Source organism: Halorussus litoreus (assembly GCF_003382685.1).
GTDB classification, from domain to species: domain Archaea; phylum Halobacteriota; class Halobacteria; order Halobacteriales; family Haladaptataceae; genus Halorussus; species Halorussus litoreus.
On sequence record NZ_QLVG01000045.1, the window covers coordinates 34,350 to 58,231 of the forward strand.

At 68.0% G+C, this 23,882-nt stretch carries 20 protein-coding genes; 13 read left to right on the plus strand and 7 right to left on the minus strand.

The features are described 5' to 3' along the window. Nucleotides 1-8 precede the first annotated feature (8 nt). Nucleotides 9-806 (minus strand): creatininase family protein, encoded by a 798-nt coding sequence (locus tag DPQ64_RS13790; RefSeq protein ID WP_115864894.1) that lies wholly within the window; start codon nucleotides 804-806, stop codon nucleotides 9-11. A gap of 176 nt (nucleotides 807-982) precedes the next feature. On the opposite strand from DPQ64_RS13790, the gene DPQ64_RS13795 reads away from it, so the two are divergent. Continuing rightward, nucleotides 983-1,264 carry a winged helix-turn-helix domain-containing protein gene (locus DPQ64_RS13795; protein ID WP_115864916.1) on the plus strand — a complete coding sequence of 94 codons (282 nt, stop codon included), beginning with the start codon at nucleotides 983-985 and terminating at the stop codon, nucleotides 1,262-1,264. A gap of 45 nt (nucleotides 1,265-1,309) precedes the next feature. Next, entirely contained in the window at nucleotides 1,310-1,618 is a 309-nt protein-coding gene (locus DPQ64_RS13800; RefSeq protein ID WP_115864895.1) for a nucleoside triphosphate pyrophosphohydrolase, read from the plus strand. Between the two features lie 12 nt (nucleotides 1,619-1,630). Here DPQ64_RS13800 and thiC read toward each other — a convergent pair whose 3' ends face one another. Then, nucleotides 1,631-3,064 (minus strand): phosphomethylpyrimidine synthase ThiC, encoded by a 1,434-nt coding sequence (thiC, locus tag DPQ64_RS13805; RefSeq protein WP_115864896.1) that lies wholly within the window; start codon nucleotides 3,062-3,064, stop codon nucleotides 1,631-1,633. An 84-nt stretch (nucleotides 3,065-3,148) separates the two neighbouring features. Between thiC and DPQ64_RS13810 the strand changes: the two genes are divergently transcribed. The 5 genes from DPQ64_RS13810 to DPQ64_RS13830 all read left to right on the plus strand — a co-directional run bounded on the left by DPQ64_RS13810 (nucleotide 3,149) and on the right by DPQ64_RS13830 (nucleotide 11,299). Further along, complete coding sequence (locus DPQ64_RS13810) at nucleotides 3,149-4,870, plus strand: potassium channel family protein (RefSeq protein WP_115864897.1); 1,722 nt, start codon at nucleotides 3,149-3,151, stop codon at nucleotides 4,868-4,870. A gap of 444 nt (nucleotides 4,871-5,314) precedes the next feature. Next, nucleotides 5,315-7,588 carry a DUF7827 domain-containing protein gene (locus DPQ64_RS13815; protein WP_157971713.1) on the plus strand — a complete coding sequence of 758 codons (2,274 nt, stop codon included), beginning with the start codon at nucleotides 5,315-5,317 and terminating at the stop codon, nucleotides 7,586-7,588. Nucleotides 7,589-7,963: 375 nt separating this feature from the next. Further along, nucleotides 7,964-9,331, plus strand: a complete 1,368-nt coding sequence (locus DPQ64_RS13820) for an MmgE/PrpD family protein (protein WP_115864899.1) — start codon at nucleotides 7,964-7,966, stop codon at nucleotides 9,329-9,331. 73 nt (nucleotides 9,332-9,404) lie between these two features. Then, complete coding sequence (locus DPQ64_RS13825; protein ID WP_115864900.1) at nucleotides 9,405-9,764, plus strand: CGCGG family putative rSAM-modified RiPP protein; 360 nt, start codon at nucleotides 9,405-9,407, stop codon at nucleotides 9,762-9,764. Nucleotides 9,765-9,877: 113 nt separating this feature from the next. Next, nucleotides 9,878-11,299: an outer membrane protein assembly factor BamB family protein gene (locus DPQ64_RS13830; RefSeq protein ID WP_115864901.1), complete on the plus strand. Its 1,422-nt coding sequence runs from the start codon at nucleotides 9,878-9,880 to the stop codon at nucleotides 11,297-11,299. An 88-nt stretch (nucleotides 11,300-11,387) separates the two neighbouring features. Here DPQ64_RS13830 and DPQ64_RS19300 read toward each other — a convergent pair whose 3' ends face one another. Continuing rightward, a complete protein-coding gene (locus tag DPQ64_RS19300; RefSeq protein WP_198662133.1) occupies nucleotides 11,388-11,531 on the minus strand; it encodes a hypothetical protein in 144 nt (47 codons plus the stop codon). A 308-nt stretch (nucleotides 11,532-11,839) separates the two neighbouring features. Between DPQ64_RS19300 and DPQ64_RS13835 the strand changes: the two genes are divergently transcribed. Together DPQ64_RS13835 and DPQ64_RS13840 are read left to right on the plus strand one after the other, a co-directional pair. Beyond that, entirely contained in the window at nucleotides 11,840-12,661 is an 822-nt protein-coding gene (locus tag DPQ64_RS13835; RefSeq protein WP_115864902.1) for a phosphosulfolactate synthase, read from the plus strand. 233 nt (nucleotides 12,662-12,894) lie between these two features. After that, nucleotides 12,895-14,616 carry an MBL fold metallo-hydrolase gene (locus DPQ64_RS13840; RefSeq protein ID WP_115864903.1) on the plus strand — a complete coding sequence of 574 codons (1,722 nt, stop codon included), beginning with the start codon at nucleotides 12,895-12,897 and terminating at the stop codon, nucleotides 14,614-14,616. A gap of 153 nt (nucleotides 14,617-14,769) precedes the next feature. On the opposite strand, the gene DPQ64_RS13845 is transcribed toward DPQ64_RS13840, so the two are convergent. Beyond that, nucleotides 14,770-15,063: a PadR family transcriptional regulator gene (locus DPQ64_RS13845; protein WP_115864904.1), complete on the minus strand. Its 294-nt coding sequence runs from the start codon at nucleotides 15,061-15,063 to the stop codon at nucleotides 14,770-14,772. A 398-nt stretch (nucleotides 15,064-15,461) separates the two neighbouring features. Between DPQ64_RS13845 and DPQ64_RS13850 the strand changes: the two genes are divergently transcribed. The 3 genes from DPQ64_RS13850 (at nucleotide 15,462) to DPQ64_RS13860 (ending at nucleotide 18,107) form a co-directional block, all read left to right on the plus strand. After that, nucleotides 15,462-16,523: a glycosyltransferase gene (locus DPQ64_RS13850; RefSeq protein ID WP_115864905.1), complete on the plus strand. Its 1,062-nt coding sequence runs from the start codon at nucleotides 15,462-15,464 to the stop codon at nucleotides 16,521-16,523. A gap of 114 nt (nucleotides 16,524-16,637) precedes the next feature. Then, nucleotides 16,638-17,177, plus strand: a complete 540-nt coding sequence (locus DPQ64_RS13855; protein WP_115864906.1) for an Ntn hydrolase family protein — start codon at nucleotides 16,638-16,640, stop codon at nucleotides 17,175-17,177. Nucleotides 17,178-17,864: 687 nt separating this feature from the next. Next, complete coding sequence (locus DPQ64_RS13860; RefSeq protein ID WP_115864907.1) at nucleotides 17,865-18,107, plus strand: SelT/SelW/SelH family protein; 243 nt, start codon at nucleotides 17,865-17,867, stop codon at nucleotides 18,105-18,107. Nucleotides 18,108-18,156: 49 nt separating this feature from the next. Here the strand turns inward: DPQ64_RS13860 and DPQ64_RS13865 are convergent, their stop codons facing one another. Further along, nucleotides 18,157-18,999, minus strand: a complete 843-nt coding sequence (locus DPQ64_RS13865) for a hypothetical protein (RefSeq protein WP_157971714.1) — start codon at nucleotides 18,997-18,999, stop codon at nucleotides 18,157-18,159. A 357-nt stretch (nucleotides 19,000-19,356) separates the two neighbouring features. Between DPQ64_RS13865 and DPQ64_RS13875 the strand changes: the two genes are divergently transcribed. After that, nucleotides 19,357-20,529, plus strand: coding sequence for a tubulin/FtsZ family protein (locus DPQ64_RS13875; protein ID WP_115864910.1), 1,173 nt, complete (start codon nucleotides 19,357-19,359; stop codon nucleotides 20,527-20,529). On the opposite strand, the gene DPQ64_RS13880 is transcribed toward DPQ64_RS13875, so the two are convergent. Further along, nucleotides 20,526-22,151: a glycosyltransferase family 39 protein gene (locus tag DPQ64_RS13880; protein ID WP_115864911.1), complete on the minus strand. Its 1,626-nt coding sequence runs from the start codon at nucleotides 22,149-22,151 to the stop codon at nucleotides 20,526-20,528. The two genes, DPQ64_RS13875 and DPQ64_RS13880, sit on opposite strands and share 4 nt — an antisense overlap. Before the next feature lie 321 nt (nucleotides 22,152-22,472). Next, the gene (locus DPQ64_RS13885; RefSeq protein WP_115864912.1) at nucleotides 22,473-23,735 is read right to left on the minus strand and encodes an ABC transporter permease; all 1,263 of its coding nucleotides are present in this window, start codon (nucleotides 23,733-23,735) and stop codon (nucleotides 22,473-22,475) included. Nucleotides 23,736-23,882: the final 147 nt, after the last annotated feature.

Genomic DNA, 23,882 nt, shown 5'->3' on the forward strand with positions numbered 1-23,882 from the left:
CGCTCGGCCTACCGCCGACTGCCTGGCTGGGGATCGACGTGCGGCTTCGCCATCAGATCCTCGAATCGCTGGTCGTCGAGCCACGTCAGGAGCTTCGCCAACTGGTCGCTCGCGGCGTCGAACAGCTGCGCGCCCTTCTCGGGCGTCGCGTCGGTCTGGTCGCCGAGCACGCCGTTCTCGGTGTTGTCGATGGAGTCGTAGAAGTTGCGCGCGCCGTGGACGTACGCCGCGTCCTCGTTCGGCCAGTCGGCGGCCCCGCCATCGCGGGCCGCTTCGAGCTGGTCCTCGCGGACGTTCTCCCGGTCGAGGTGGAGCATCATCGCCGTCTCCTTCGGGCCGCCGTGGGGGCCGTTGGTCTCGAACAGGTCGTCGACGAGTTCGGGAATGGACTCGTCCCACATCCACTCGACCGCGTAGGCGACCTCGTCCTCGCGTAGCCGGCGGCCGACCTCCCGGAGGTGGGTCTGGTTCCCGCCGTGGGCGTTGACGAACACGATGCGGTCGATGCCGTGGTACGCGAGATTTCTGGAGACGCTCTCAACGTAGTCGCGGAACTCCGGCGGGTCGGCCCACATCGTGCCGTGGAACTGCTTGTGGTGGACGCTCACCCCGACGTTCACGGTGGGCGTGCAGAGGTAGCCGGTCCGGTCGGCGGCCTCGCGGGCCAGCCCCTCCGCGATGGTGTGGTCGGTCGACAGCGGGAGGTGTGGCCCGTGCTGTTCGGTCGACCCCAGCGGCACGACCGCGAGCGACTCCTCGGCGACGTAATCGGCCAGCTCAGGCCACGTCTGGTCGGCGACGTACATACCGGAAGACTGGTTCGGCGCGGTAAAGTTCCTTCCCTGTCGGCAGTTTCGATGAATGCTCGACCAAAATCGGCCCCGGCCGTGCCGGAATTCGACCACCCGGTTACGTCGAGGTAACTCCCTTTCACCGGGGTTAGCAAACGTATATTCGGGTGGCGGACCACGCTGAATACACGATGTCTGATTGTCTCGACGACGACGCACCGCCGAGCGCGAAGCTGGTCGTAAAAGTCCTCGAATACAGTGACGACCCGCTCACGCAGGGCGAGATCAGCGACCGAACCCGGCTGTCGCCCCGCACCGTCCGGAGTTCCATCAAGCGACTCAAAGAGCAGGACGTCGTGGAGGAGCGCGTCTACATCCCCGACGCCCGCAAGCAGATCTACGTCCTCACCGACTCGGTCGCGGAGTGTCTGCAGGCCAGCGAGGGCGCGCCCGAGAGCGCGGAAGCGGTCTGAGACGCCCCGCCGAACACTTTTCTCCGTGCCGTTCGACGCTCCGCCGTGACCGAGTACGACAAACTCGTCCGCGACCGGATTCCGGAGATTGTCCGCGAGAACGGCGAGACGCCCGTGACTCACGTCGCCGAGGGCGCGGAGTATCGAGAGCGCCTCCGCGAGAAGCTCTGCGAGGAGGCCGCAGAGTTCCGCGAGTCGGGCGACCCCGAGGAACTCGCCGACGTGGTAGCGGTAGTCGCCGCAATCCGTGACGCGGAGGGCCTCGATCGCAGCGCGGTCGAGGCCCTCCGCGAGGAGAAGACCGACGAGCGCGGGGGCTTCGAGGAGGGAATCGTTCTGGAACGCGTCGAGTGATACCGCGTCTGCTCAGTCGTCGGCGGACGGGTAGTCGCGTTCGAAGTCCATGTCCACGAGCGCGGGTTCGCCCTCGACCTCGTGAGTGCCGACCGGCGGCCGGTTGACCACCGCGGCCGGCGACCCCTCGACGTCGGTCTCGTCGTCGATGTCGCTCATCTCGCCGTCGGCGTCCCTCGCGTCCTGATCGATGCGCATCGAGCAGAACTCGGCTCCGCACATCGAGCAGAAGCGCGCCTCCTTGTAGTTGTCGCCGGGGAGCGTCTGGTCGTGGTACGACCGGGCGCGCTCGGGGTCGAGGGCGAGTTCGAACTGGCGCTCCCAGTCGAAGTCGTACCGGGCTTCCGAGAGGGCGTCGTCCCAGTCGCGCGCGCCCTCTCGACCGTTCGCCACGTCGGCGGCGTGGGCTGCGATGCGGTATGCTGCGAGCCCCTCGCGCACGTCTTCGGCGTCCGGTAGTCCGAGATGCTCTTTCGGCGTGACGTAGCAGAGCATCGCGGCCCCCGAACGGGCCGCCTCGGTCGCGCCGATGGCGCTCGTGACGTGGTCGTAGCCCGGTGCCACGTCGGTCACCAGCGGGCCGAGGACGTAGAACGGCGCGCCGTCGCAGACTTCCCGCTGGCGCTCGACCTGCTCGGCGATCTGATCCATCGGAACGTGACCCGGTCCCTCCACCATGACCTGCACGCCGTGGTCCCGCGCGGTCCGGGTCAGCTCGCCGAGGGTCTCCAGCTCGGCGAACTGGGCGTCGTCACCCGCGTCGGCCAGACACCCGGGCCGGAGGCCGTCGCCGAGGCTGAACGTCACGTCGTACTCGGCGAATATCTCGCAGATCTCTTCGAACGACGTGTAGAGTGGGTTCTGCACCGCGTGGTCCTCCATCCACTGCGCGAGGATGGAGCCCCCGCGCGAGACGATGCCGGTCTTACGGTCGTCGGTCAGCGGGAGGTGTTCCAGCAGGACGCCGGCGTGGATGGTCATGTAGTCGACGCCCTGCCGGGCCTGCTTCTCGATGACGTCAAGCAGGAGGTCGCGGGTGATGTCCGCGACGCTGTCGGCCCGCTTGACTGCCTCGTATATCGGCACGGTCCCGACGGGGACGGGCGAGTGCTCGACGTTGGCCGCTCGGACGCGGTCGAGGTCCCCGCCGGTGCTGAGATCCATCACGGTGTCGGCGCCGTAGTGGATCGCCGCGTGGAGCTTCTCGAGTTCCGCCTCGACGCCGCTGGCCTCCTCGCTGTTCCCGATGTTCGCGTTGACCTTCGTCGCGAACTCTCGGCCGATGATCATCGGGTCGAGCCGGTCGTGTTCGAAGTTCGCGGGAATCACGGCCTGGCCGTCGGCCACCTGTTGGCGGACGAACTCGGGATCGACCCGTTCGCGCTCGGCGACCCGTTCCATCGCGTCGGTGATCGTATCCTCGCGGGCACGCTGTAACTGCGTCATGGATTACTAGGTTATACCACTAGCTAATAAACTCGGCGGTCGCCTCCCGAAGGGCTAAGCCCCTGACCTGAAAACTCCCAGGCGATGGATACGTGGAAGCGCCGCACCGCCTACTATCTCGGGACGCTGGCCGCGGTCATCGTCGGCTACGCGTTGGCGTACGACTACGGGATGACCACCTTCGAGGGCCGACCCAAACCGTTCCACCACTCGCTCCGGATCGTAGTCGAGACGTTCACCACGACCGGGTACGGCTCCGACGCGCCGTGGGCGACCCCGGAGATGAACGCGTTCGTGTCGGTGATGGACGTGACCGGCGTGGTGCTCATCTTCATGGCGCTTCCGGTGTTCGTGGTTCCGCTGTTCGAGCAAGCGGTCTCGACCACGCTCCCGCGGTCGGTCGATCTCGAGGACCACGTCGTCGTCAGCACGTACTCGCCGCGGGCCGAGACGCTCATCGCGGAACTGGATTCGTGGGCAGTGCCCTACGTGATCGTCGAAGCCGACCGCGAGCGCGCCACCGAACTCTACGAGTCGGGCCACGCCGTGCTCCACGGCGACCCCGAATCGGTCGACACGCTGACGGCGGCCAACCTCGGCGCGGCCCGCGCGCTGGTCGCCGACGCCGGGGACGAGGTGAACGTGAGCGTGGTGCTGACCGCCGAGGAGGTCGCGCCGGACGTGCCCGTCGTCAGCGTGGTCGAGGACCCCGACCTCGCCACCTACCACGAACTCGCGGGCGTCGACCGGGTGCTCACGCCCCGGCGGCTCCTCGGCGAGAGTCTGGCCAGCAAGATCACCGGCGCGGTGTCGACCGATCTGGACGGGGGCGACCGCGACTGGGTGGAGGGTGACCGTGAGGAGGACCGGTCCGAAGCCGACGACGAGGGCGTGCTCGGTCCCGAGATGCCCTCGGACACGACCGTCGAGATCGGCGAGGACTTCGAGGTGGCCGAGCTGTCGGTCCAGCGCGACAGCGACGTGGCCGGCGCGACCCTCGCCGACAGCCAGATCCGCGAGCAGGCCGGCGCGAACGTGGTCGGCGCGTGGGTTCGCGGCGAGTTCCGGTCGCCACCGTCGCCGGAGTTGGAACTCGGGCCGGGGACCATCCTGCTGGTCACGGGCCACGAGACCGACATCGACCGCCTCGAGGAACTCACGAGCTCGGCCCGGCGGAAGACGGGCCGGGGCGAGGTCGTCGTGGTGGGATACGGCGAGGTCGGCTCGACCATCGTGGACGCGCTGGCCGCCGCGAACGTCCCGTACACCGTCGTCGACCTCGAAGACAAACCGGGCGTCGACGTGGTCGGCGACACCACTGACCCGGAGACGCTCCAAGCGGCGGGCATCGAGGACGCCCGGAGCGTGGTGTTCGCGGTTGCCAACGACACCACGACCGGGTTCGGCACGCTGGTCGCGCTCGACCAGAATCCGACCGTCGAGGTGCTCGCCCGCGCCGAGGAGACCGAGAACGTCCGGAAGATCTACCGGGCGGGCGCGGACTACGTGCTGGCGCTGGCGACCGTCTCGGGCCGGATGCTCGCCTCGACCATCCTCGAGGGCGAGCAGGTCGTCTCGATGGACAATCAGGTCGAGATCGTGCGCACGACCGCACCCGCGCTCGCCGGCCGGACGCTCGCGGAGGCGGACGTCCGCAAGCGCACGGGCTGCACCATCGTCGCGGTCGAGCGGAACGGCGACGTGATCACCGCGGTCGGTCCGGAGTTCCGGCTCGAACGCGACGACGACGTGATCGTCGCCGGCACCGACGAGGACGTGAACCGGTTCACGGAACTCGCGCACTGATCGGGCGGGGAGTGCGGGTGTTCTGGAGTGGTGGCGCGGGGATTCGGGGCGGTTGGTCGGCGACGGACTGCGGTTTGCCGACGCGGGGTTGGGGCTGGTCGGCGACGGACTGCGGTTTGCCGACGCCGGGTTGGGGCTGGTCGGCGGCGGTCGCCGCGCGCGGCGACCCCGCCGACAAGCCGCCTGTTGGGTTGTTCGGTCGGTCGGCCGCCTGGGGAAATGCTGGGTCGTCGGGATTACTCCGCAGAGCCCGGTGCCACGCTGGCCGCAGTCTGCTGGAATACGCCCGGACTAGGCTCTCTTTGCCCGCTGGCAATCGCCCGATACCGGCGCAAGATACTTTGCCAGATTCGTCGAAGTCCGGACGAGAATCCGCGCAACACCGCCGAGGCGGACCGAGAACCCGTTCGGCGACGGTGCGCGGAGGGGGCAGATGGGGAAATCATGACACGTACGAGTCTACTACTGACGACACTACTGGTGGTCGGTGCGGCCACGGCCGGGCTGACCGGCGGCGTCGCGTCGAGCACCGACGGGGTATCGGAAGACGCAACAGCAGTCCAGATGCAGATCGACGGGACGGCGGAGGTGAACCTGACTTCGGACGACGTGTTCTGGCAGGGCCAGCTCATGCGGTTCACCGCGAGCGAGGACAACGCCAGCGAGGTCTGGGCGGTTCGCCGGGTCGACGACGGTGAACTCGGCGGCCTCGTCACCGAACTGCTCCTCGACGGGAGCGGGTCGGCGACGTTCTCCTCGACGGGGCTCGACGGCGAGTACGTCGTCGTCGACGCGAACGACCAGCCGGTCGTGTTCGAGGACGGCGCGGCCCAGCGCACCGGGAACGTCAGCGACGCGGCGTTCGAGGTCGCGGAACAGACGCTCGACGCGAGCTTCGAGGACGGGACCGTCAGGAACGACGACCATCCCGACGCCCGGACCGACCTGCGGATCGCCTCGAATCGGGCAGGCTACGGAGCGACGCTGTTCTCCGAGGGACTGAGCGCCTCTGAACTCGCGGACGTACTCTCGGCGACCGAGGCGCGCGACGACCGCGCGGTCGTGACCCGGAACCTCAGTAGCGACGACATCCTCGACGCCAACTTCACCGGCGTCGAGCCCGGGACGTACAACGTCACGGTCGTCGCGTCCGACGGCACCGCGCAGGACACCGCGACGATAACCGTGACCGAACCCGTGGAGGGCTCGGCCGCACTCTCGAACGACACCTACGAGCAGCAGCGCGGCGACGTGGTTCGGTTCGACGTCACCTTCGACGGCACCGACACCGCCACGGTCGACCTCGGCTCGCAGGACGTGGGCTACCACGCGCGGTTCACAGTCGTCGACGAGAACGGCGACGGCGAGGCGACCGTCGAGTTCGACACCTACCGGGCCGGACAGGCCGAGAACGCGCCCGGCATCTCGGTGGCCGGCGAGGATAGCCTGAGCGGTGCCGAGCTGGTCACCGATCCGATTCCGGGCCGGCTCGACGCCGCGGCGTACTCCATCGAGGTGTCCGTGGGCGCGACCCGGACCGCGGTGGGTGCCGTCCAGTTGAGCGAGCGCGAGACCGGCGGGATGGCCGTCTGGACCGCGCCGGAGTCCGTGAGCGTCGGTAACACGGACGAGATCGCCGAGTCCGCGACGCAGGACGACGGCGTGGCGTACCAGGACTGGGCCATCGTTCAGGTGGAGGCCTCGGGCCTGTACGCCTACCTCCAGAATCGCTCGGACCTGAACAACGAGACCACCGGCCTGTCGATGTCGCTGACCCGGTTCGGCGAGATCAACGTCCCGCGCGAGCAGGTGCCCCTCGACCGGGGCGAACTGATCGTCGACGAGGCCAACGACCAGTTCTTCTTCGTCATCCCGACCAACGGGCTCGACGAGGGAGCGAGCTACCAGGCGCAGTTCAACGTCACCGACGCCAACCCGTACGTCGAAGAGGGTCAGGGAACCTCGTTGTCGGCCAACTTCTCGGTGGTCGAGCGCGACGTCTCGTTCCAGGAGCCCATCGAGGTGCCAGCGTCGAGCGACGCCACCATCTCTGGGTCGAGTTCGGTCGCGCCGGGCACGGACCTGGAGATCGAGGTCTCGAACACGCAGGACAGCCCGTTCCTGCGGCGCGCGACCGCGACCGTCGGCGAGGACGGCTCGTGGGAGGCGTCGTTCGACCTCTCGGAGGTCGAGCCGGGCACGAACTTCACCGTCGACGTGGCCGAACCCGAGGCGAACGCGACCGGCGTAGTCGTCGGCGATGGAGCCGGAGCGACCGAGACGGAGACGACGACCGAAACCACGACGACCACCGAAGCGGAGCAGACGGAAACCGAGACGACCGAGACCACCGAAGCCGAGACGACCGCGGAAGACGAGGCTGACGGGGCCGCCGGAGACGAGGAGACGACCGCGACCGGGGACGGTGAGGGTGATGCAACTGACGGCGACGAATCCGGTGCAGGCGAGGAGACGACCGCAGCCGAAGCGGACGAGGCCGGCGCGGACGAGGAAGACACAGCGGACGATGAAGCCGACGCGGCCGACGGCGAAACGACCGGAGAGCAGGTCGTCGCGGCCGACGACACCACGACCGCGGACGAGACGACCGACGAGCAGGCGGCGCGCGCACCGGCGTCCGGGCTCGGACCGTTCGCCATCGGCGGCGCACTCGCGGTCCTCGGAGCGGTCGGGATGCTGGCCCTCCGGCGGCGCTGAACTTCAGCGCCGCCGGCCCTCCCGAGGGTCGTTCGACCCGCCGCCGCAAGCGGGCGCTCGGTTCGACGATCCACGGGAGATGCCCCGCCGGTCCACGGACCGTGGTCGCGGCCGCGTCGACGCCAGCGACTCGCTAGCGACGACGCGGCCGCGACGAAAAGCAACAGGTGCGGCGTGAAAGCAGGGGGCGCGGCTGAAGGCATTGGCGCGGTGGTACTCGCTTCCTGGAACTCCAAAACCGACGGTGTGGCGGCCCAGCGGGCAAATAATCGGCAAACGAGGGATCGGAGTAATCCACCGTTACCAGCGCTCCCGGGCGGATTTCCGGCTGAACGCACGGTCCGTTTTTTCCGGGGTGTCGTCTCAGGTGCGGGTATGACGACCACCGCCGACATCGCGGACTTCGCGCTGGGGCTCGACTTCGCTGATCTGCGCGAGGAGACCGTCGACGAGTTGAAAAAGCGCGTCGTGGACTCGCTCGGCATCGCGGTCGCCGCGATGGACGAAGCGCCCGTGGGCGTGGTCGGCGACACCGTCGCGGCGTTCGGCGGCGAGGGCTGTACGCTGTGGGGCGCTGGCTCGGACTCGTCGCTCGGCGCGGCGACCGCCTCGCCGCCGGACGCCGCGATGTACAACACCGCGCTGGTGCGGTATCTCGACTACATGGACTCGTTTCTCGCGCCCGACGAGACGCCCCATCCGAGCGACAACGTCGCCGGCATCGTCGCCTGCGGGGAGTACGCCGACGCCTCCGGCGAGGACCTGCTGACCGCCATCGGCGTGGCCTACGAGGTGCAGGGCGCGCTCGCGTGGGCCGCGCCCGTCCGCGACCGGGGCTGGGACCACGTCACCCACACCGTGATTTCCGCTGCTACCGGGGCAGGGACGATTCTGGGGCTCGACCGCGAGTCGCTCCGGTCGGCTATCGGCATCGCCGGCACCGCGCACAACGCGCTCCGAGTGACCCGAACCGGCGGTATCTCTGAGTGGAAGGGGATCGCGTCGGCCAACGCGGCCCGGAACGCGGTGTACTCGGCGTTCCTCGCCAAGCACGGGCTGGCGGGCCCGACGAACCTCTTCGAGGGCCAGAAGGGCTGGAAGCAGGTCGTCTCGGGCGAGTTCGAGGCGGAGTTCTCGCCCGCCGAGCGCGTCCACGACGTGATGACCAAGAAGTACGTCGCCGAGACGTACGCCCAGTCGGCCGTCGAGGGCGTCATCGAACTCGCCGAGCGCGAGACCGTCGACCCGGACGAGGTGGCGGGCATCCGCCTCGACACGTTCGCCGGCGCGAAGCTCATCATCGGCGGCGGGGAGGGCAACCGCTACGAGGTCGAGACCAAGGCGCAGGCCGACCACTCGCTGCCGTACATGCTCGCGGCCGCGCTGATCGACCGCGAGATGACCAGCGCCCAGTACGACCCCGAGCGCATCCGGCGCGACGACGTGCAGAACCTCCTCCGGAAGGTGGACGTCTCGGCGGACGACGAACTCACCGCCCGCTTCGAGGACGGCGAGATGCCCGCCGTCGTGGCGGTGGAGATGACCGACGGGACGGCGTACCTCGTCGAGAAAGAGGGCTTCGAGGGCCACCCGAACGACCCGATGTCGTGGGCCCAGATCGAGCGCAAGTTCCACGAGACCGCGAGCGAGCGCTACGACGCCGACCGGCGCGAGGAAATCATCGAGACGGTGCGCGAACTCGACGACCGGGACGTGTCGGAGTTGGTGGCGCTGCTGGACTGACGGCTGGCGAGAGAGCACTCGACCGAACTTGTTCGGGACGCCCTCTTTCCGCTAGCGGACCGTTCGATTACGTATGGGAACGACAAGTCACGACCACGATCACGCCGACGATCTGGACAGCGACGTCGAACAGATCACCGACCGCGTCCACGACAACTCGTGGTCGGCGAACCTCGAACTGCCACAGCACGCCGAGAGCCGCGATCTCGTGGTCGAACAGGCCGCGCAGGCCATCGAACACACCGCGGCCGGGAACCACGTCAACCTCGTGACCCACGGCGACCACGGCCACCCCGAGACGTATCTCTTCGACGCGCTCGACGAGCGATTCGGCGACGAGAACGTCGGCGACCGTCGGATCGAGGACCTCTCGTGGGAGTACGTCGAGCAGTGTGGCTGCGGCGGGCACGTGACCCGGGTTCACGTGGCGTAGCGGCGTCGACCCGAACGAAGCGAAGCGGAACGCCACAATCTTCTGGACGTGTCATCTTCCACAAGGTGTCACCTTCCACAAGGCTTCTAACGCGGACGTGAATACCGTGGAGTATGCGCGAACATCCCCGCCGACGCCTCCTCCAAGCGCTGGCCGGTCTGACGGCCGGGTCGATTGCCGGCTGTACGGGCGACAACCCGGAGTCTGCGGTCGACGCGACGACGACCGCGGAGGGGTTCACGACGACCGGGACGACCGCGACCGCACCGAGGACCGGCGAGGGATCCACTACCGACGGAGCGATCAGCGAAGAATCTACCACCGCGACGGACGTGGAGGTCGCCACCGAGGCGTGGACCGTCGACTCCTTCCATGGCGATGTGGAGGGGCTCTGGCTCCCGAACAGGCCCCGGAAGCCGAACACGACTGGCGGCCCGCTGTACGCCGGGACGACCGCTGGAACGGTGGCGAACGTTGCCGTCGCCTCGGGGGACGTTCGCTGGAACGCTCCGGTGCGCGGCGACCTGACACCAAACGGCGCGCCGCGAGTCCACGACGTCGGTGGGGACCTGCTGGTCGTCAGCCACACGCTGAACGAGGAGACGCTTCGCAACTATGCCGAACTCCGCCATCCGGACACCGGCGAACGCGAGTGGACGTTCGAGGTGCGGGAGTACCTCACTCCGCTCGGCGTGGTCGACGACGTGCTCTACCTCGCCGGCGAGTACGTCAGGGCCGCGCCGTCAGAGCTAGGCCCGAATCAAGACCCCTCCGGCGAGGGCCGGCTCCACGGCGTCGATCTCGCGACCGGTGAGGAACTGTGGCGAACCACCGTCGCCTCGCTGGTCAACGCGACGGTGGCTCGCCACGGCATCTACGCGAACGTCACCGCCGAAGACGGGTCGGACCACGAATTCGTCGCCTTCGACCGGGATGGAAGCGAGCGGTGGCGCACGGACGCCGGCAAGTACCACCTCCCGGAACCGGTCGCCATCGAGGACGGCGTCGTCGCCGCGACCGGTGCCGACGGCGTGGCGTCGTTCGCGCCGGACGGGACCGAACGCTGGCGCGTCTCCGCGTGGCGGCGCGGCCCGTCCGAGATCGAGGCGACGTCCGAGCGGCTCTACGTGGGGTCGAGGCCGCTGATCGCGCTTTCGCGGGCGGGAGACGAACGCTGGCGGCTCGACACCCACGGGAGTATCATCCGGCCGATCCGCGATCAGCGCCGCGAGGAGACGCTGTACTTCGGCGGGGGCACGCGCGTCGGGGCCATCGACGCTGGTGCGGGTAAGGAGCGATGGTCGTGGGCCCCCGACGACGAGAAGTACGTCCACGAACAGGCCATCGTCGACGACGGCATCCTCGTCAGCCCCGGTATCGGACCGGACCGCGAGTTCGTCCTGCTGGACGAGATGAACGGCCACGTCGTCGGCGAGTTCCGCACCCCGAAGCCGTACGCCACCGCGACGGCCGTCGCGTCGAGGGTGTTCGCCGGAACGTCGGGCGGCATCCTCGCGTACGACGTCGAACCCTGAACTCACGAATCCGGGATTCACGAACCCGGGATTCACGAACCCGGAACTCTTGGTTCGTGAGCTCCGAGTTCGGAGTTTCTTTCTCCGTCTACTGGCGGACGTACAGCATCCCGATGCCGGCGACGAGCAGGAGGACGCCCCACCAGACGGAATCCCCAGGTAGAACCGTCAGCAGGAGCGTGACGAGTCCCGACGACACCAGCGACCAGCCCATCGTGGTTTGGTAGGTCATAGACGGGGTACGGTCTCCTGCCGGATGGGTGTTCTGGGGTGGGGTTTTTGCGTGGGGTTGGTCGTCGGGCGTGTTCGCTCAAGTTGTCACGTCCACTCCAGCGCGCGCTTGGCGCGGCACGGAGGCTGCGCCCGCACGCGCCGGGGTGGACAGTGGAAGTCAGCGCACGCCTGACCGGAAGATTCACTGAGCGAACTCGTGGGGGTCCGAATCGAAGACACGAACGAGACTGTCCAGAAGTCCGAACACGGTTCCCCGTTGGCCAACAGTAAAGTACGGGTCCGTGGTAACCAGTCCGGGGGATTTCCGTGGACCGAGAATTCGACTTCCTGCACGTCAACGAGCGTGAATCGAAGCCCCGCGAGAAGGGCATCACCGAGATTCGGGGACCGTACTACGACCCGATGGGGCCGCGCGAACTGCGCGACATTCTGGAAACGATGGGGGCGTACGTCGACATCTACAAGTTCTCCGGCGGGTCGTTCGCGCTGATGCCCGAGGACGCGGTCGCGGAACTCATCGAGGTCTGTCACGAGCACGACGTGGAAGTCTCGACCGGCGGGTTCGTCGAGAACGTCCTCGTGCGGAATCACGACAAGGTCGAGCAGTACGTCGAGGCGGCCGCCGAACTCGGGTTCGACATCGTGGAGATCTCGTCGGGGTTCGTCGCCATCGACACCGACGATCTGGTAGCACTGACCGACCTCGTCCAGGAGAAGGGCCTCAAGCCCAAGCCCGAGATCAACGTCCAGTTCGGCGCTGGCGGCGCGTCGTCGGTCGAGGAACTCGAGAGCGAGGCAGCCATCGACCCCGCGAGCGCGATCCGGGAAGCCCAGCGCCACCTCGACGCCGGCGCGTACAAGATCATGGTCGAGTCCGAGGGCATCACCGAGCGGGTCCGCGAGTGGCGCACGGACGTCGCCTTCGAGATCGCCAACGAGGTGGGCGTCGAGAACTGCGTGTTCGAGGCGGCCGACCCCGAGGTGTTCGAGTGGTACATCAAGAACTTCGGTCCCGAAGTGAACTTGTTCGTGGACAACTCACAGATCGTCGAACTGGAGTGCATGCGCTCGGGGCTGTGGGGCAAGAAGAGCTCGTGGGGCCGGGTCACGTCGTACGACCCGGAGTAAACGCGGCCAAAAAATCGCCCGAGGGCGACCAGTAAATCACCCGGAGACGACCAGCGAATCGACAGCAGACGCCCGGAAACCCCGACGACTGCCTGCCATTCACGCCGGCAGAATGACCATTTCCCTATCCGGCGGTAACATTATTTAAAGGGTGGCAAAGCGTTTAGGTCCCCCCGGTTCGTGGTCGGTCGTATGCTACACGTTCGCGTGCCGACGAAAGTTCGTGGTTCTCGATGAACCTGAGCTACCAGCACGCGAACCCGTCGACCGGCGGCGGGTCGTACCTCCTCCGATTCCGCGAGGACGCCCGCGAGCGGACGCCCTGCCTGCTGGTCGACTCCGGAAGCGGTGTCGACCTCGACGACCTGCTCGCCGACGACGAGTACCTCGCCGCGGTGGTGCTCACCCACGCGCACCTCGACCACTACGCCACGTTGGCCGACTCGCTGCGCGACGGCGCACCGGTCTACGCCGCCGAACCCACCGCGAACGTCCTCGCGGACGTGCTGACCGAGGGCGAGAAGAACTACGACATCGGCGCGACCGACTCGGTGCTCGACCGGCTCGAACCGCTCGACGGCTGGGCGACGGTCGTCCCTGACGTGGAAGTTTTCCCCGTTCCGGCGGGCCACGCGCCCGGTGCGGCGGGATTCCTCGTCCGGTTCCGCGCGGATTCGCGTGCCAACCACCTGCTGTTCACCGGCGACTTCACCAGCAGGCGAGTGGCCGGCTACCCCGGTCTCGACACCGACCTGCCCGCGAACGTGGACGCACTGTTCGTCAACGTCTCGACGACCGACGACTTCGAGGGGACGCTCTCGGAGTCGCTGTTCACCGTCACCGAGCGGGCAACAGCCGGCTCGTCGGTGCTGGTCACCGCCAGCGCGCTGACCGGGCTCCACGTCGCCTACCTGCTCGGCCACCTCGGCGACCGACTCGACAAGTCGATCCCGGTCACGCTGGCCGGACAGGTCGCCAAGCTGTACGCCGATCTGGGCTACGACGTGCCGAACGTCGACCCCGTGGCGGTGTTCGAGGACCCGAGCGATCTCCTCGACCGCGGCGGCGTCACCGTCGCGGGACCGGAGGTGCCCAACGAGGGCAGCGCACGCAAGCTGTTCGACGCCATCGCTGACGACGCGAGTGCGACGCTGGTCCAGCTGACCGGCGGCGCGACCGACCCGGTCGAGACGGCCGCCTCCACCGTCTACGACTACCAGCTCGTCAACCACCCCGACATCGAGGTCATCGACGACCTCGTGACCGCGTTCGACCCCATCCACGTCGTCGCCGGCCACGGCCCCCGGAGCGCCCTCCGCCAGTTCCGCGGGCGGTACGACCAGCGCTTCGTCTGGGCCAGCGACGACCACCGCGAGCAGACCATCTACGTCGACGGCCGGTGGTCGTCGCCGCCGTGGCTGAGCGAGCCCGCGGTCCAGTCCATCCGCGCCCGCGACTGGCGGTCGAACGGCCTCAGAGTCGACGACGCCGAGGCCGACGACTTGCCCCGAGTCACGCGAATGCAAGCGGCCGACCTCGACGCGGAGGGACTCGACGTCGAACGGTTCGAAGCCCGCTTCGACGGTCCGACCGGCGAGTCGGCCGACTTCCCAGTGGCGGATGACGCTGCCGCGGAGGCAGAGCCGGAAGGGGAATCGACCGCGTCGAAGACGGTCTCGGACGCCGCTGAGTCCCAGTCCGACGCGGTCGTCGAGGACCCCGAGGCGTTCCGTCGCGCGGTGCTCGACCGCCTCGACGCGCTCGAACCGGGGTCCACTGGCGCAACTGGCCGGGACCCCTACCGGGCTCGCGTGGTCGAGGCCGGCGAGGACGCGACGCTGCTCAGACTGCTCGGTGACGCCGATCTCGACCACGGCGAGGAGGTCTCGGTGGTCGTCTCCGACTCGGGTGCAGCGTCAGCTCCCGGCGAGGAGCCAGATTCGGGCGAAAAGTGAGCGACGCTTTGCGGTGTGAGTTGGCGGAGAACAGCTTGCCGAAGGAGATTCGGCGGGCAGTTCGATTGGCGGTTCGATTCGGGGACCGCTCGGTCGGCGGTTCGGCGGGACGTTGCTGGCGTCGATTGGGCGATACCTGCCGTCTATCGGGCGTTACGCGGAGATGGAGGCCGTCTCTTCGAGGTGGTTCTGCTCCCACTCGCGGCGGGCCTCGATCTCGCGGCGGCCGCGGTCGGTGAGGACGTAGTAGTTCGTCCGGCGGTCGCGTTGGCCCTTGTCGACGAGCCCCTTGTCGACGAGCGTGTCGAGGTTGGGGTAGAGCCGGCCGTGGTGGATCTCCTTCTCGTAGTACGATTCGAGCTCCTCCTTGATGGCGAGGCCGTGGGGCTCGTCTTTGCCCGCGATGACGTACAGGAGGTCCCGCTGGAACCCAGTCAGGTCGTGCATGAGTTACGCTAGATAGTGGTTTCTCTGTAATTATAAATTTGGTGGCCATTAAATTCGAATTTTCCTCGGAAACGACCCTCAGCTTATTTTTTCGCACCGAGGGGTTCGGACTGCGGGAGCCCCGGTTTTCCGGCTTTGCGCGGCGGCGGATAGGGTCGACGGTTGCACGCGCTTCTGCCGGCCGACTCCGCGACGCCCGAGCCCGCTTCGCTCCACCCCGCGGTTCAGGCTCCGCATAACAAACACGCTCGGCGCGGAAGGTCGTGCAACGAGCGCCAGTGCCGCCCGACCGCCAGTGCCGCGCTGGCGCACGCGAGGTGGTCGCAGCACACCGATTCGCGGCACTCACCGATACCATGTCACGAGACACACCCACGCAGGAACGCGACGAGAACCGTATGGAATCGACTCGATCTGAGACGACCGGTCCCGACACGTCTCAGTCCGAAACGACCCGGTCGGCGCGGGCGCTCGACCGAGGCACGTCGGGCCCCGAGGCGCGAACTGCCCCCGACACTCGATCGGAGCGGACGACGAGGGTCCTCAACCTCGTCTCGAACCGCGACGCCCGGTTCTTCGAGCAGCAGGTCCGGACGCTCGAAGAGCGGGGCGTCGACTGCGAGACTGTCACGCCGCCGGGAGACCACCTCGCGGGGGAGGACGTGACCGAGCGCTCGGTCGGCGACTACCTCCGGTTCGTGCCGCAGGTCGTCCGCGAGTCGCTCGACGGCTACGACCTCGTCCACGCCAACTACGGCCTGACCGCGCCGATGGCGCTCGCGCAGGTTCGGCTCCCGGTCGTGCTCTCACTGTGGGGCACCGATCTGTTCGGCGAGTACGGCTGGCTCTCGAAGCGGTGCGCCCGCCACTGCGACGCGGTCATCGTGATGTCCGAGGAGATGGCACGCGAGCTCGACGCCCCCTGCCACGTCATCCCGCACGGCATCGACATGGAGAAGTTCGCGCCCCGACCGACCGACGAGGCCCGCGCGCACGTCGGCTGGGACCCCGACGCTCGCCACGTCCTGTTTCCGTATCCGCCCTCTCGCGGGATAAAGAACCACGAGCGCGCCCGCCGGCTGGTCGAACGCGCCGACGACCGAATCGACCGCGACGCGAAGCTACAGGTGGTTTACGGCGTCCCGCACGCGGAGGTCGCGACGTACATGAACGCCGCTGACGCGCTCCTGCTCACCTCCGACCACGAGGGCTCGCCCAACGCCGTCAAGGAGGCGATGGCGTGTAACCTCCCGGTCGTCTCGACCGACGTTGGCGACGTGGCCGACCGGCTCGACGGCGTCTCCCTCGCGACCGTCTCGGACGACGACGACGAACTCCTCGCAGGACTCGTCGACGTGCTCGACGACCCCCGGCCGTCCGACGGTCGCGAGGCGGTCAGGGACATCAGCCTCCGGCGGACGGGCGAACGCATCGAGGCGGTCTACGAGTCGGTCACGTGAATCGGCGAGAGTCGGTCGAGCGCCGACGCGGAGCCGCTCAGTCGTCGCAGCTGCGTTCTCCACCCCGGGTCCGCGGCAACAACGCACTTCCGCCGGGCTCCCGTCGATTTGCTCATGGCAACTATCGTGGCCGTCGAGGCCGAGGGCGGCGCAGTGCTGGCGGGCGACCGCTTGCGAGTCGAGGACGGGACGGTCCGGAGCCGCGACGAGGACCACGTCTTCGACTTCGGCGAGGTGGGCGCGGCCGCAGTCGGCGAGAGCGGCGTGGTCGAGGAGTTCCGCAGCCAACTCGAATCCGAGATCCGGTCGTACGAGACCGAGCAGGGCGAATCGATGCGCATCGGCAGGCTCGCGACGGTCGCTTCGAACCTCGCGCGCGAGGGCGTGGAAGCCGTCGTTGCGGGCCGCGAGGACGACGGCGAGGCTCGCGTCCGAGGCATCGACGCCAGCGGGAGCATCGTCACCGACGACAGGATCGCATTGGGCTCGGGCGCTGAGTTCGCGCTGGGCGTTCTGGACGGCGGAGACGTGGCGCGTTTGGACGACGCGGAGGAACTCGCTCGCGAGGCCATCGTGTCGGCCGCGGACCGGGACGCGGGGACGGGCGAGACCATCGACGTGTACCGCCTCGAAAGCAGTTCGGAAACGCTCTGAACTCGCTCGTTCGGCTTGCCAATATTTTCTGTCTCGGTCGATTTCTGCTCGGCTTGCGCTAGTCTTCCGGACTCTGAATGCGCTGGTTTTCCTTTCACCCCCGGCGCGTGCTGCGCGGCGCTTTTATGCGCCGCGCCAAAACGCGCGAGGGACGAGCATCGCAGACCGGAGCGTAGCGGAGGTCGAGAAGCACAGGAGGCTGGGGAGGACGAGGCTCGTTGCGGTGCTGTCGCGGTGCGGTGCTGTGCGGTCACGCCGAGGCGCAAGCAGTAGCTAGCTCAGAACTGTCTTCCGATTCAAAGAAGCACGAAGCTAGCTACTGCCTCGACACATGATAACCGCAACCTCACACCTCCCCAGCCTCCTCACTCCCTCGCACCGGCAGACGGTCCTGCTCGCCCTGCGGGCTGCGCGGGCTGCCACTGCCGAGCCTGCGCTCGCATCGCTCGCGCAGACTCCGCTCGGTCGTTCGTCCACCGGAGGACAACCCGCGTCCTCCGAGCCTTCGGTCGCGACGCTCCCGAAGACCTCGCGCGCGTTGCTCGCGCGCGCCAGCCTCATTTCGAATAATTTCGCTTCAGTGTCGCAGATCCCGGTTGCAACGAGAGCCACACCGAATACTGGGAAACGCTAATCCGAGAGTCCCACCGCTTTTTAAGTTCACTCGACACCAATTGCCAAGCGACCATGACAGAAGTCGAAATCGAATACTGCGTGCCGTGCGGGATGCTCGACCGAGCACAGGACCTTCAGCACGCGCTGCTCAGCGAGTACGGCGAGCGACTCGACTCGGTGGCGCTCGTGACCGGCGACAGCGGCGTATTTAGGGTTCGCGCGGACGGCGAGCAGGTCTTCGACAAGGAGACTGACGAGTACGACGTCGACAGCATCGCCGAGTCGGTCGGCGAGAAGGTGTCGGCGTCGGCGTAGATCGCCGACCGCCGGAATCGAATTACTCCGCCCGTCTTCCCTTTCGTTCTTATTCGGACGCGGTCTCCGTGTCGTTCTCGACTGCTTGCTCGTACCAGTCCGGTCGCTCGACGGTCGTGTTCCCGATCTCGGTAATCCGCATCGTTCTGGTGACCACCACCGTTTCGCCCTCTAGCGTCGAGCGCTGGGTCGTCTGGAAGTTGTGGACCACTCCCTCGGAGTCCACGAGCGCCGAGAAGTCGTACGTCGTTCCGTCGACGGGGCCGTCGGTCGCCTCGGTTCTCGATGGCGTGGACACGATCTTGTGCAGGGTCGTCCCGCCCCGCTCGACCTGACCGACGTAGATGGTCTCGCCGGTCCCGAACGCGCCGTACAGCAACTCCCAGTTGGCGTCCGGACCGGTCAGCGAGTTTTCGCGGTTGACCTGCCGGTAAGTCGGCTCCTCGCTACGGAGGGTATCAGCAACTACCACAGTGGTCTCGTTCACCCACCTCTCTGATCTGTAGTGGTCGACGCCGAGCGGCGCGCTCGCGTTCGACTGGCTCCCCGTCGTGGCCACGGAGAACGACTCGCCGCCCGATTCGACGCGCGTGATGGTCGTCGCCTCGGCCACCACGGTCCCGTTCGGCCGCTGGAACGTGATCGTGGTCACCGCCGCGTACGAGGTGTTCCCGAGCGTCTCGCGGTGGGCCGTCGCGAGCGCGAGCGGGCCGGTCACGCCCGACTCGTTCACCCCCGGCGGGAACGCGGTCTCGTTGGCCTGTGGCGGCGAAATCGCCGACTCCGCCGAGTCGGTCGAGGCCGCCGCAGGCGTCAGCGTCGCTGCAGACGACAGCGCCCCGCAGGCGGCCAGTCCTGCGACGACTACCGCTATCAGCAGTGTTCGCTTCATCGTTGTCTCCCCGTCGCGGAGCGACGGTAGTGACGGATAATTAACTACTGTATCTCGTCGGTGTCGGCTCGCCTAATATCTACTCGTGGAACACCGAAACGGCGTCAGCGAGTTACGCCGAACCTGACACGAATCCGTACCGCGCGCCGAACGGACACCTGTCGCTCGTGGGACAAAACCGTGCTCATGATTTATCAGTGACCTCGTGGTCTACCACCTCGGGGGCTACGGAATGTGTACTAATCAGCTCGGGGGTAGTGACTCGGCTACGGCCATCTGGAACGCCAGCGGGGACTCTCGACTCGCCGGCGGAACGACGAGCGCGCGTCGCCCGTCCCGCGCCACGGAGGGATTGCGATGAAACTCGCCATGATCGGCTTCGGACAGGCCGGCGGCAAGATCGTGGACAAGTTCATCGAGTACGACCAGCGCACCGGTAGCGAGGCGGTGCGCTCGGCGGTCGCGGTCAACACCGCGAAGGCCGACCTCGTGGGACTCGACTACGTCCCCGAGGCGAATCAGGTGCTCATCGGCCAGTCCAGAGTCAAGGGCCACGGCGTCGGCGCGGACAACGAGCTTGGCGCGGAAATCGCCGAGGAGGACATCGACGAGATCCAGGGCGCGGTCGACAACGTACCGATCCACGACGTGGACGCGTTCCTCATCGTCGCCGGGATGGGCGGCGGGACCGGGTCGGGCGGCGCGCCAGTGCTCGCGAAGTATCTCAAGCGCATCTACACCGAACCCGTCTACGGCCTCGGCGTCCTGCCGGGCCGCGACGAAGGCGGCATCTACACGCTGAACGCCGCGCGGTCGTTCCAGACGTTCGTCCGCGAGGTCGACAACCTGCTCGTGTTCGACAACGACGCGTGGCGCGAGGCCGGCGAGAGCGTCGGCGCGGGCTACGACCGCATCAACGAGGAGATCGTCCGCCGGTTCGGCGTGCTGTTCGGCGCGGGCGAGGTCGAGCGCGGGGGCGCGGTCGGCGAGAGCGTGGTCGACTCCAGCGAGATCATCAACACGCTCGACTGCGGCGGCGTCTCGACGGTGGGCTACGCCGCGGAAGCGGTCGAGAACCCCTCGGGCGGCCTGCTCTCGCGGTTCAAAAGTGACGGCACCGAGGCGGTCGACTCGACCCACGCGACCAACCGCGTCACGAGCCTCGTCCGGAAGGCCGCGCTCGGTCGGCTCACGCTGCCCTGCGAGATCGAGAGCGCGGACCGATCACTTCTCGTCGCCAGCGGCCCGCCGCAGTTCCTCAACCGGAAGGGCGTCGAGAAGGGCCGCAAGTGGCTGGAGAACCAGACCGGATCGATGGAGGTCCGGGGCGGCGACTACCCGACGCCGAACGCCGACGAGGTCGCGGGCGCGGTGCTTCTGTCGGGCGTCTCGGCGGTGCCACGGGTCGAGGAACTCCAGCAGGTCGCGGTCGACGCGCAGGACAACATCGACGAGATCGAGGCCGAGAGCGAGGCGCAGACGACCGACCTGATCGAGGACGAGGACGGCGAGCTCGACCCGCTGTTCTAACTCCCTCCGCCCGACGCTCCGTCAGCGTTCACGGTCGCACCGTCCGCGACCTCGAACACGATGACGCCGTCGTTCTCGAACACGGTGCGGTACGTCGGCGAGAGATGCATCGACATCGCCAGCTTGCTCGTCCGGCGGTACTCCATCCCGCGGACCGTGAACTTCCCTTTCGGGAGATAGACGTAGTCGGGCTGGACGCCCTCCTCGGAGAGGGTCCGGCTCATGCAGGTCGCGCTGTTGCACGAGGAGACGCCTCGGAAGAGGCCGAGCTGGCGCTGGTACGCCTCGGGACCCTCCCACTCGACGCCCCACGGCCCGACCAGCATCGTGCGCTGGGTCTGCTGTGGGAACCACTCGGCGGTGTCACCTTGGACGACGAACGTGGCGCTCGGGTCCGTGTTCGCCCGAACCCAGTCCATCGCCTCCACGTCGTCGTGGTCGACGAACTGCGGGAGCGACGGGCTCCCGCCGTGGGCGTTCACGTCGCTGGTCGCGTACAGCGCGCCGCCAGCGAGGCCGACCGTTGCGAGCGCGACCAGTGCGACGGTGGCGACGCCGCGGCGACCTACCGGAATCTCGGTCTCGCGGTCGAGCCACGGAGCGACGCCCTCGAGCAGGAACACCGCGGTCACGAGCGCGCCGACGGTCACCGAGAGCCGGGGCTTGCCGAACGCCAGCACCACCGCGAGGAACCACGCCGCGAGGAAGTAGCGGCGCTCTTTCAGCAGGTACGCGAGCCCGAGCAGCGGGAGGACGGCCCAGAGTTGCTCGACCGGCGCGGTGGTCAGGCTCGCGTTCGCGAGCGCGTGGAGCGACCGGACGCCTCCGCCGATGCCGCCGTGGGTCCCCGCCGCGCCGGTGAACACCCCAGCGCCGTGGTGTGCCATCACCTGCGTCCACCACGGCGCGGCCAACAGGACGCCGCCCAGCCCGACCACTGCGCCGCGGGCGAACCCCCGGACGGAGGGGTCGAATCGCGCGAACAGGAGGAAAAAGGACAGCGCAAAGAAGGCGGTGTACAGCGGGTGGGTGAGCACTGTCAGGGTGAAGAGGACGAGCGCGGGGACGAGCCACCGGCGTTCGCGGTACCGGTAGAGCCGCAGGCCGGCGTAGATGCCCGAGAGCGCGAACAGGAACGCCGGCGCGCGGACGATGCCGCCGGCAGAGATGTGCCACTGGAGCGCGGGCGGGCTCACGGCCACCACGAGACACGTCAGCGCGGCCTGCGGCCGGGAGTCGAGCAGGTCGCGGGCCAGCAGGTACAGCGGCACGAGGTAGGCTATCGTGACGATTCCGGGCAGAAATCGCGTGATAGTGATCGGGTCGGCCCCCGTCAGATCCCGAATGGCGGCCACCGCGTAGAACATCAGCGGCGGGTACGCGAACGGGACGCCGCCCTCGGTGTAGTAGGGAATCGTCTCCGGCAGGGCGTACCCCGCCGCGGAGATCTTCTCGGAGATGAGCAGGTACAGCCCCGCGCCGAACGACGGGTACGGATGGGACTCCAGATACACGTAGAACAGCACGATGCCGGCGAGCAGCGCTGGCGCGAGCCAGAGCAACTCCCGCCCGAGGCTGCCCTCCCGGACCGTGGTCTCCTGTGCGAGATTCTGTTCGGTCATCAGTGAGGTTCGTGCGCCCGAAAGACGACCGGACGCGTCGGTTGGCCGACGTTGTGCGGGCGACGCCTTTGTTATCCGCCGGCTAGTCGAATCTCGGTCGACGCGATTCGACGGCGAGGCGTCGTTACTGGGGCGACACCACCTTCAACCTCGCATTTCGCGGAAAAACGCCGTGAAACCGTGTGAACAGTGGGAACGAGTCACAATCGCCGAGCTACTTTCCAAAATGAAGTCGCGGGAGCGCGGTCGCCCCGGCGAGTCGGCGACTCGCCGGGGCGACCGCGCGCTCTGGCGGTAGCAAATCGCGCGCGTCCGGACGGATTATTCATGGCGAAGCGCGTCGATGGGGTCGGTCCGGGCGGCGTCCCACGCCGGGTAGAGACCGGCGAGCACGCCCACCACGACGCCGACCACGACCGCCGCGACGAACCACACCGGCTGGAACGCCAGCGGGAGGCCGATGGCTCGCGCGCCTGCGAACGCGGCCCCGAGACCGACCAGCGCGCCGAGCGCCGAGCCGAGCACGCCGAGCATCACCGCCTCGGCGAGGAACAGCTGGAGCACGTCGCGGTTCTGCGCGCCGACCGCCTTCATGATGCCGATCTCGCGGGTGCGCTCGGCGACCGAGACGAGCATGATGTTGGCGATGCCGATGGAGCCGACCACGAGCGAGATGACAGCGATGCCCGAGATGTACGCGGTGAACGTGCTGGTGAGCTGGCGGATTTGGCCCACGATCTGTTCCTGGGTTGTGACCTCGAACTGGTAGTTGTTCGACTTGAGCTGCCGGGCGTCAGACCGCTCGCCGAGGTAGCTGTACACCCGGCCCTGCACGGCGTCGACCTGCCCCGGCGAGGTGGCCGACACGAGGATGCGACCGTACACGAGCTGGCGGGCCCGGAGGTTGGGGCTCGACACGGTCCGGTCGTAGTACGGCCGACTCGGTGCGTACACGCGGGGCTGCTCGCCGTCGCCCTGAATCCCGCTGAGGACGCCTTCGCCGCCTTGGGACTCGACGATGCCGACCACGGTGGCGTTCAGCACCTCGCCGTTCGCCGCGCGGGTGAACGAGACGTTCTCTCCAACGGTGACGTTGCCCGGGAACATCTGTGCCGCCGGGCGATTGAGCACAACCTCCTGCTCGCCCGACCGATACGGCCGCCCCGCGGCGAAGTCGATGTTCCGGACCCGGAAGTAGCCCGGCGAGGACACCGTGACCCACTGTCTGCCGACCGACGAGTTGTTGTGGCTCATCGACGACGCAGCGATGCCACTCTCCGGGGCGGCGATCTCGACGCCCCGTAGCTGGCGGATCTGGTTCACGTCGTACTCGGTGAACACGACCGAGCCGCCGCCCAGCGACGGGAGCTGGCTGTCGCCCGGCGACTGGGCGGTCACGTACATCGTGGCGGCGTTGCCACCGGCCACGGTGCTGATGATGTCCTGCTGGAGGCTCGCGCCGAGCGTGACGAAGGTGATGACCGCCGCGACGCCGATGATGACCCCGAGCGTGGTGAGCGTCGAGCGGAGCTTGTGCTCGCGAACGTTGCGCCAACTGATGCGTGCGCCTTCGATGAGGTCCATCGTGTCCCCGTCCCCGGATAGTTCCCGACGCTCGCTACGCGACCGACCGACAAAAATCCCCGAACGGAAACCCGGCGTTACCTCGTCGGTAGCCGTCGGCAAACGGGGCTTGCGCGTCGGCGACGGCGCGATTTCGCGCCGTCGCCG

Coding starts and splice junctions, on each gene's coding strand:
- DPQ64_RS13850 (WP_115864905.1), top strand. CDS start 15,462: ATGGAATCGACTCGATCTGAGACGACCGGTCCCGACACGTCTCAGTCC.
- DPQ64_RS13840 (WP_115864903.1), top strand. CDS start 12,895: ATGAACCTGAGCTACCAGCACGCGAACCCGTCGACCGGCGGCGGGTCG.
- DPQ64_RS13885 (WP_115864912.1), bottom strand. CDS start 23,735: ATGGACCTCATCGAAGGCGCACGCATCAGTTGGCGCAACGTTCGCGAG.
- DPQ64_RS13790 (WP_115864894.1), bottom strand. CDS start 806: ATGTACGTCGCCGACCAGACGTGGCCTGAGCTGGCCGATTACGTCGCC.
- DPQ64_RS13875 (WP_115864910.1), top strand. CDS start 19,357: ATGAAACTCGCCATGATCGGCTTCGGACAGGCCGGCGGCAAGATCGTG.
- DPQ64_RS13795 (WP_115864916.1), top strand. CDS start 983: ATGTCTGATTGTCTCGACGACGACGCACCGCCGAGCGCGAAGCTGGTC.
- DPQ64_RS13880 (WP_115864911.1), bottom strand. CDS start 22,151: ATGACCGAACAGAATCTCGCACAGGAGACCACGGTCCGGGAGGGCAGC.
- DPQ64_RS19300 (WP_198662133.1), bottom strand. CDS start 11,531: ATGACCTACCAAACCACGATGGGCTGGTCGCTGGTGTCGTCGGGACTC.
- DPQ64_RS13825 (WP_115864900.1), top strand. CDS start 9,405: ATGGGAACGACAAGTCACGACCACGATCACGCCGACGATCTGGACAGC.
- DPQ64_RS13815 (WP_157971713.1), top strand. CDS start 5,315: ATGACACGTACGAGTCTACTACTGACGACACTACTGGTGGTCGGTGCG.
- DPQ64_RS13845 (WP_115864904.1), bottom strand. CDS start 15,063: ATGCACGACCTGACTGGGTTCCAGCGGGACCTCCTGTACGTCATCGCG.
- DPQ64_RS13855 (WP_115864906.1), top strand. CDS start 16,638: ATGGCAACTATCGTGGCCGTCGAGGCCGAGGGCGGCGCAGTGCTGGCG.
- DPQ64_RS13810 (WP_115864897.1), top strand. CDS start 3,149: ATGGATACGTGGAAGCGCCGCACCGCCTACTATCTCGGGACGCTGGCC.
- DPQ64_RS13820 (WP_115864899.1), top strand. CDS start 7,964: ATGACGACCACCGCCGACATCGCGGACTTCGCGCTGGGGCTCGACTTC.
- DPQ64_RS13830 (WP_115864901.1), top strand. CDS start 9,878: ATGCGCGAACATCCCCGCCGACGCCTCCTCCAAGCGCTGGCCGGTCTG.
- DPQ64_RS13865 (WP_157971714.1), bottom strand. CDS start 18,999: ATGAAGCGAACACTGCTGATAGCGGTAGTCGTCGCAGGACTGGCCGCC.
- DPQ64_RS13860 (WP_115864907.1), top strand. CDS start 17,865: ATGACAGAAGTCGAAATCGAATACTGCGTGCCGTGCGGGATGCTCGAC.
- thiC (WP_115864896.1), bottom strand. CDS start 3,064: ATGACGCAGTTACAGCGTGCCCGCGAGGATACGATCACCGACGCGATG.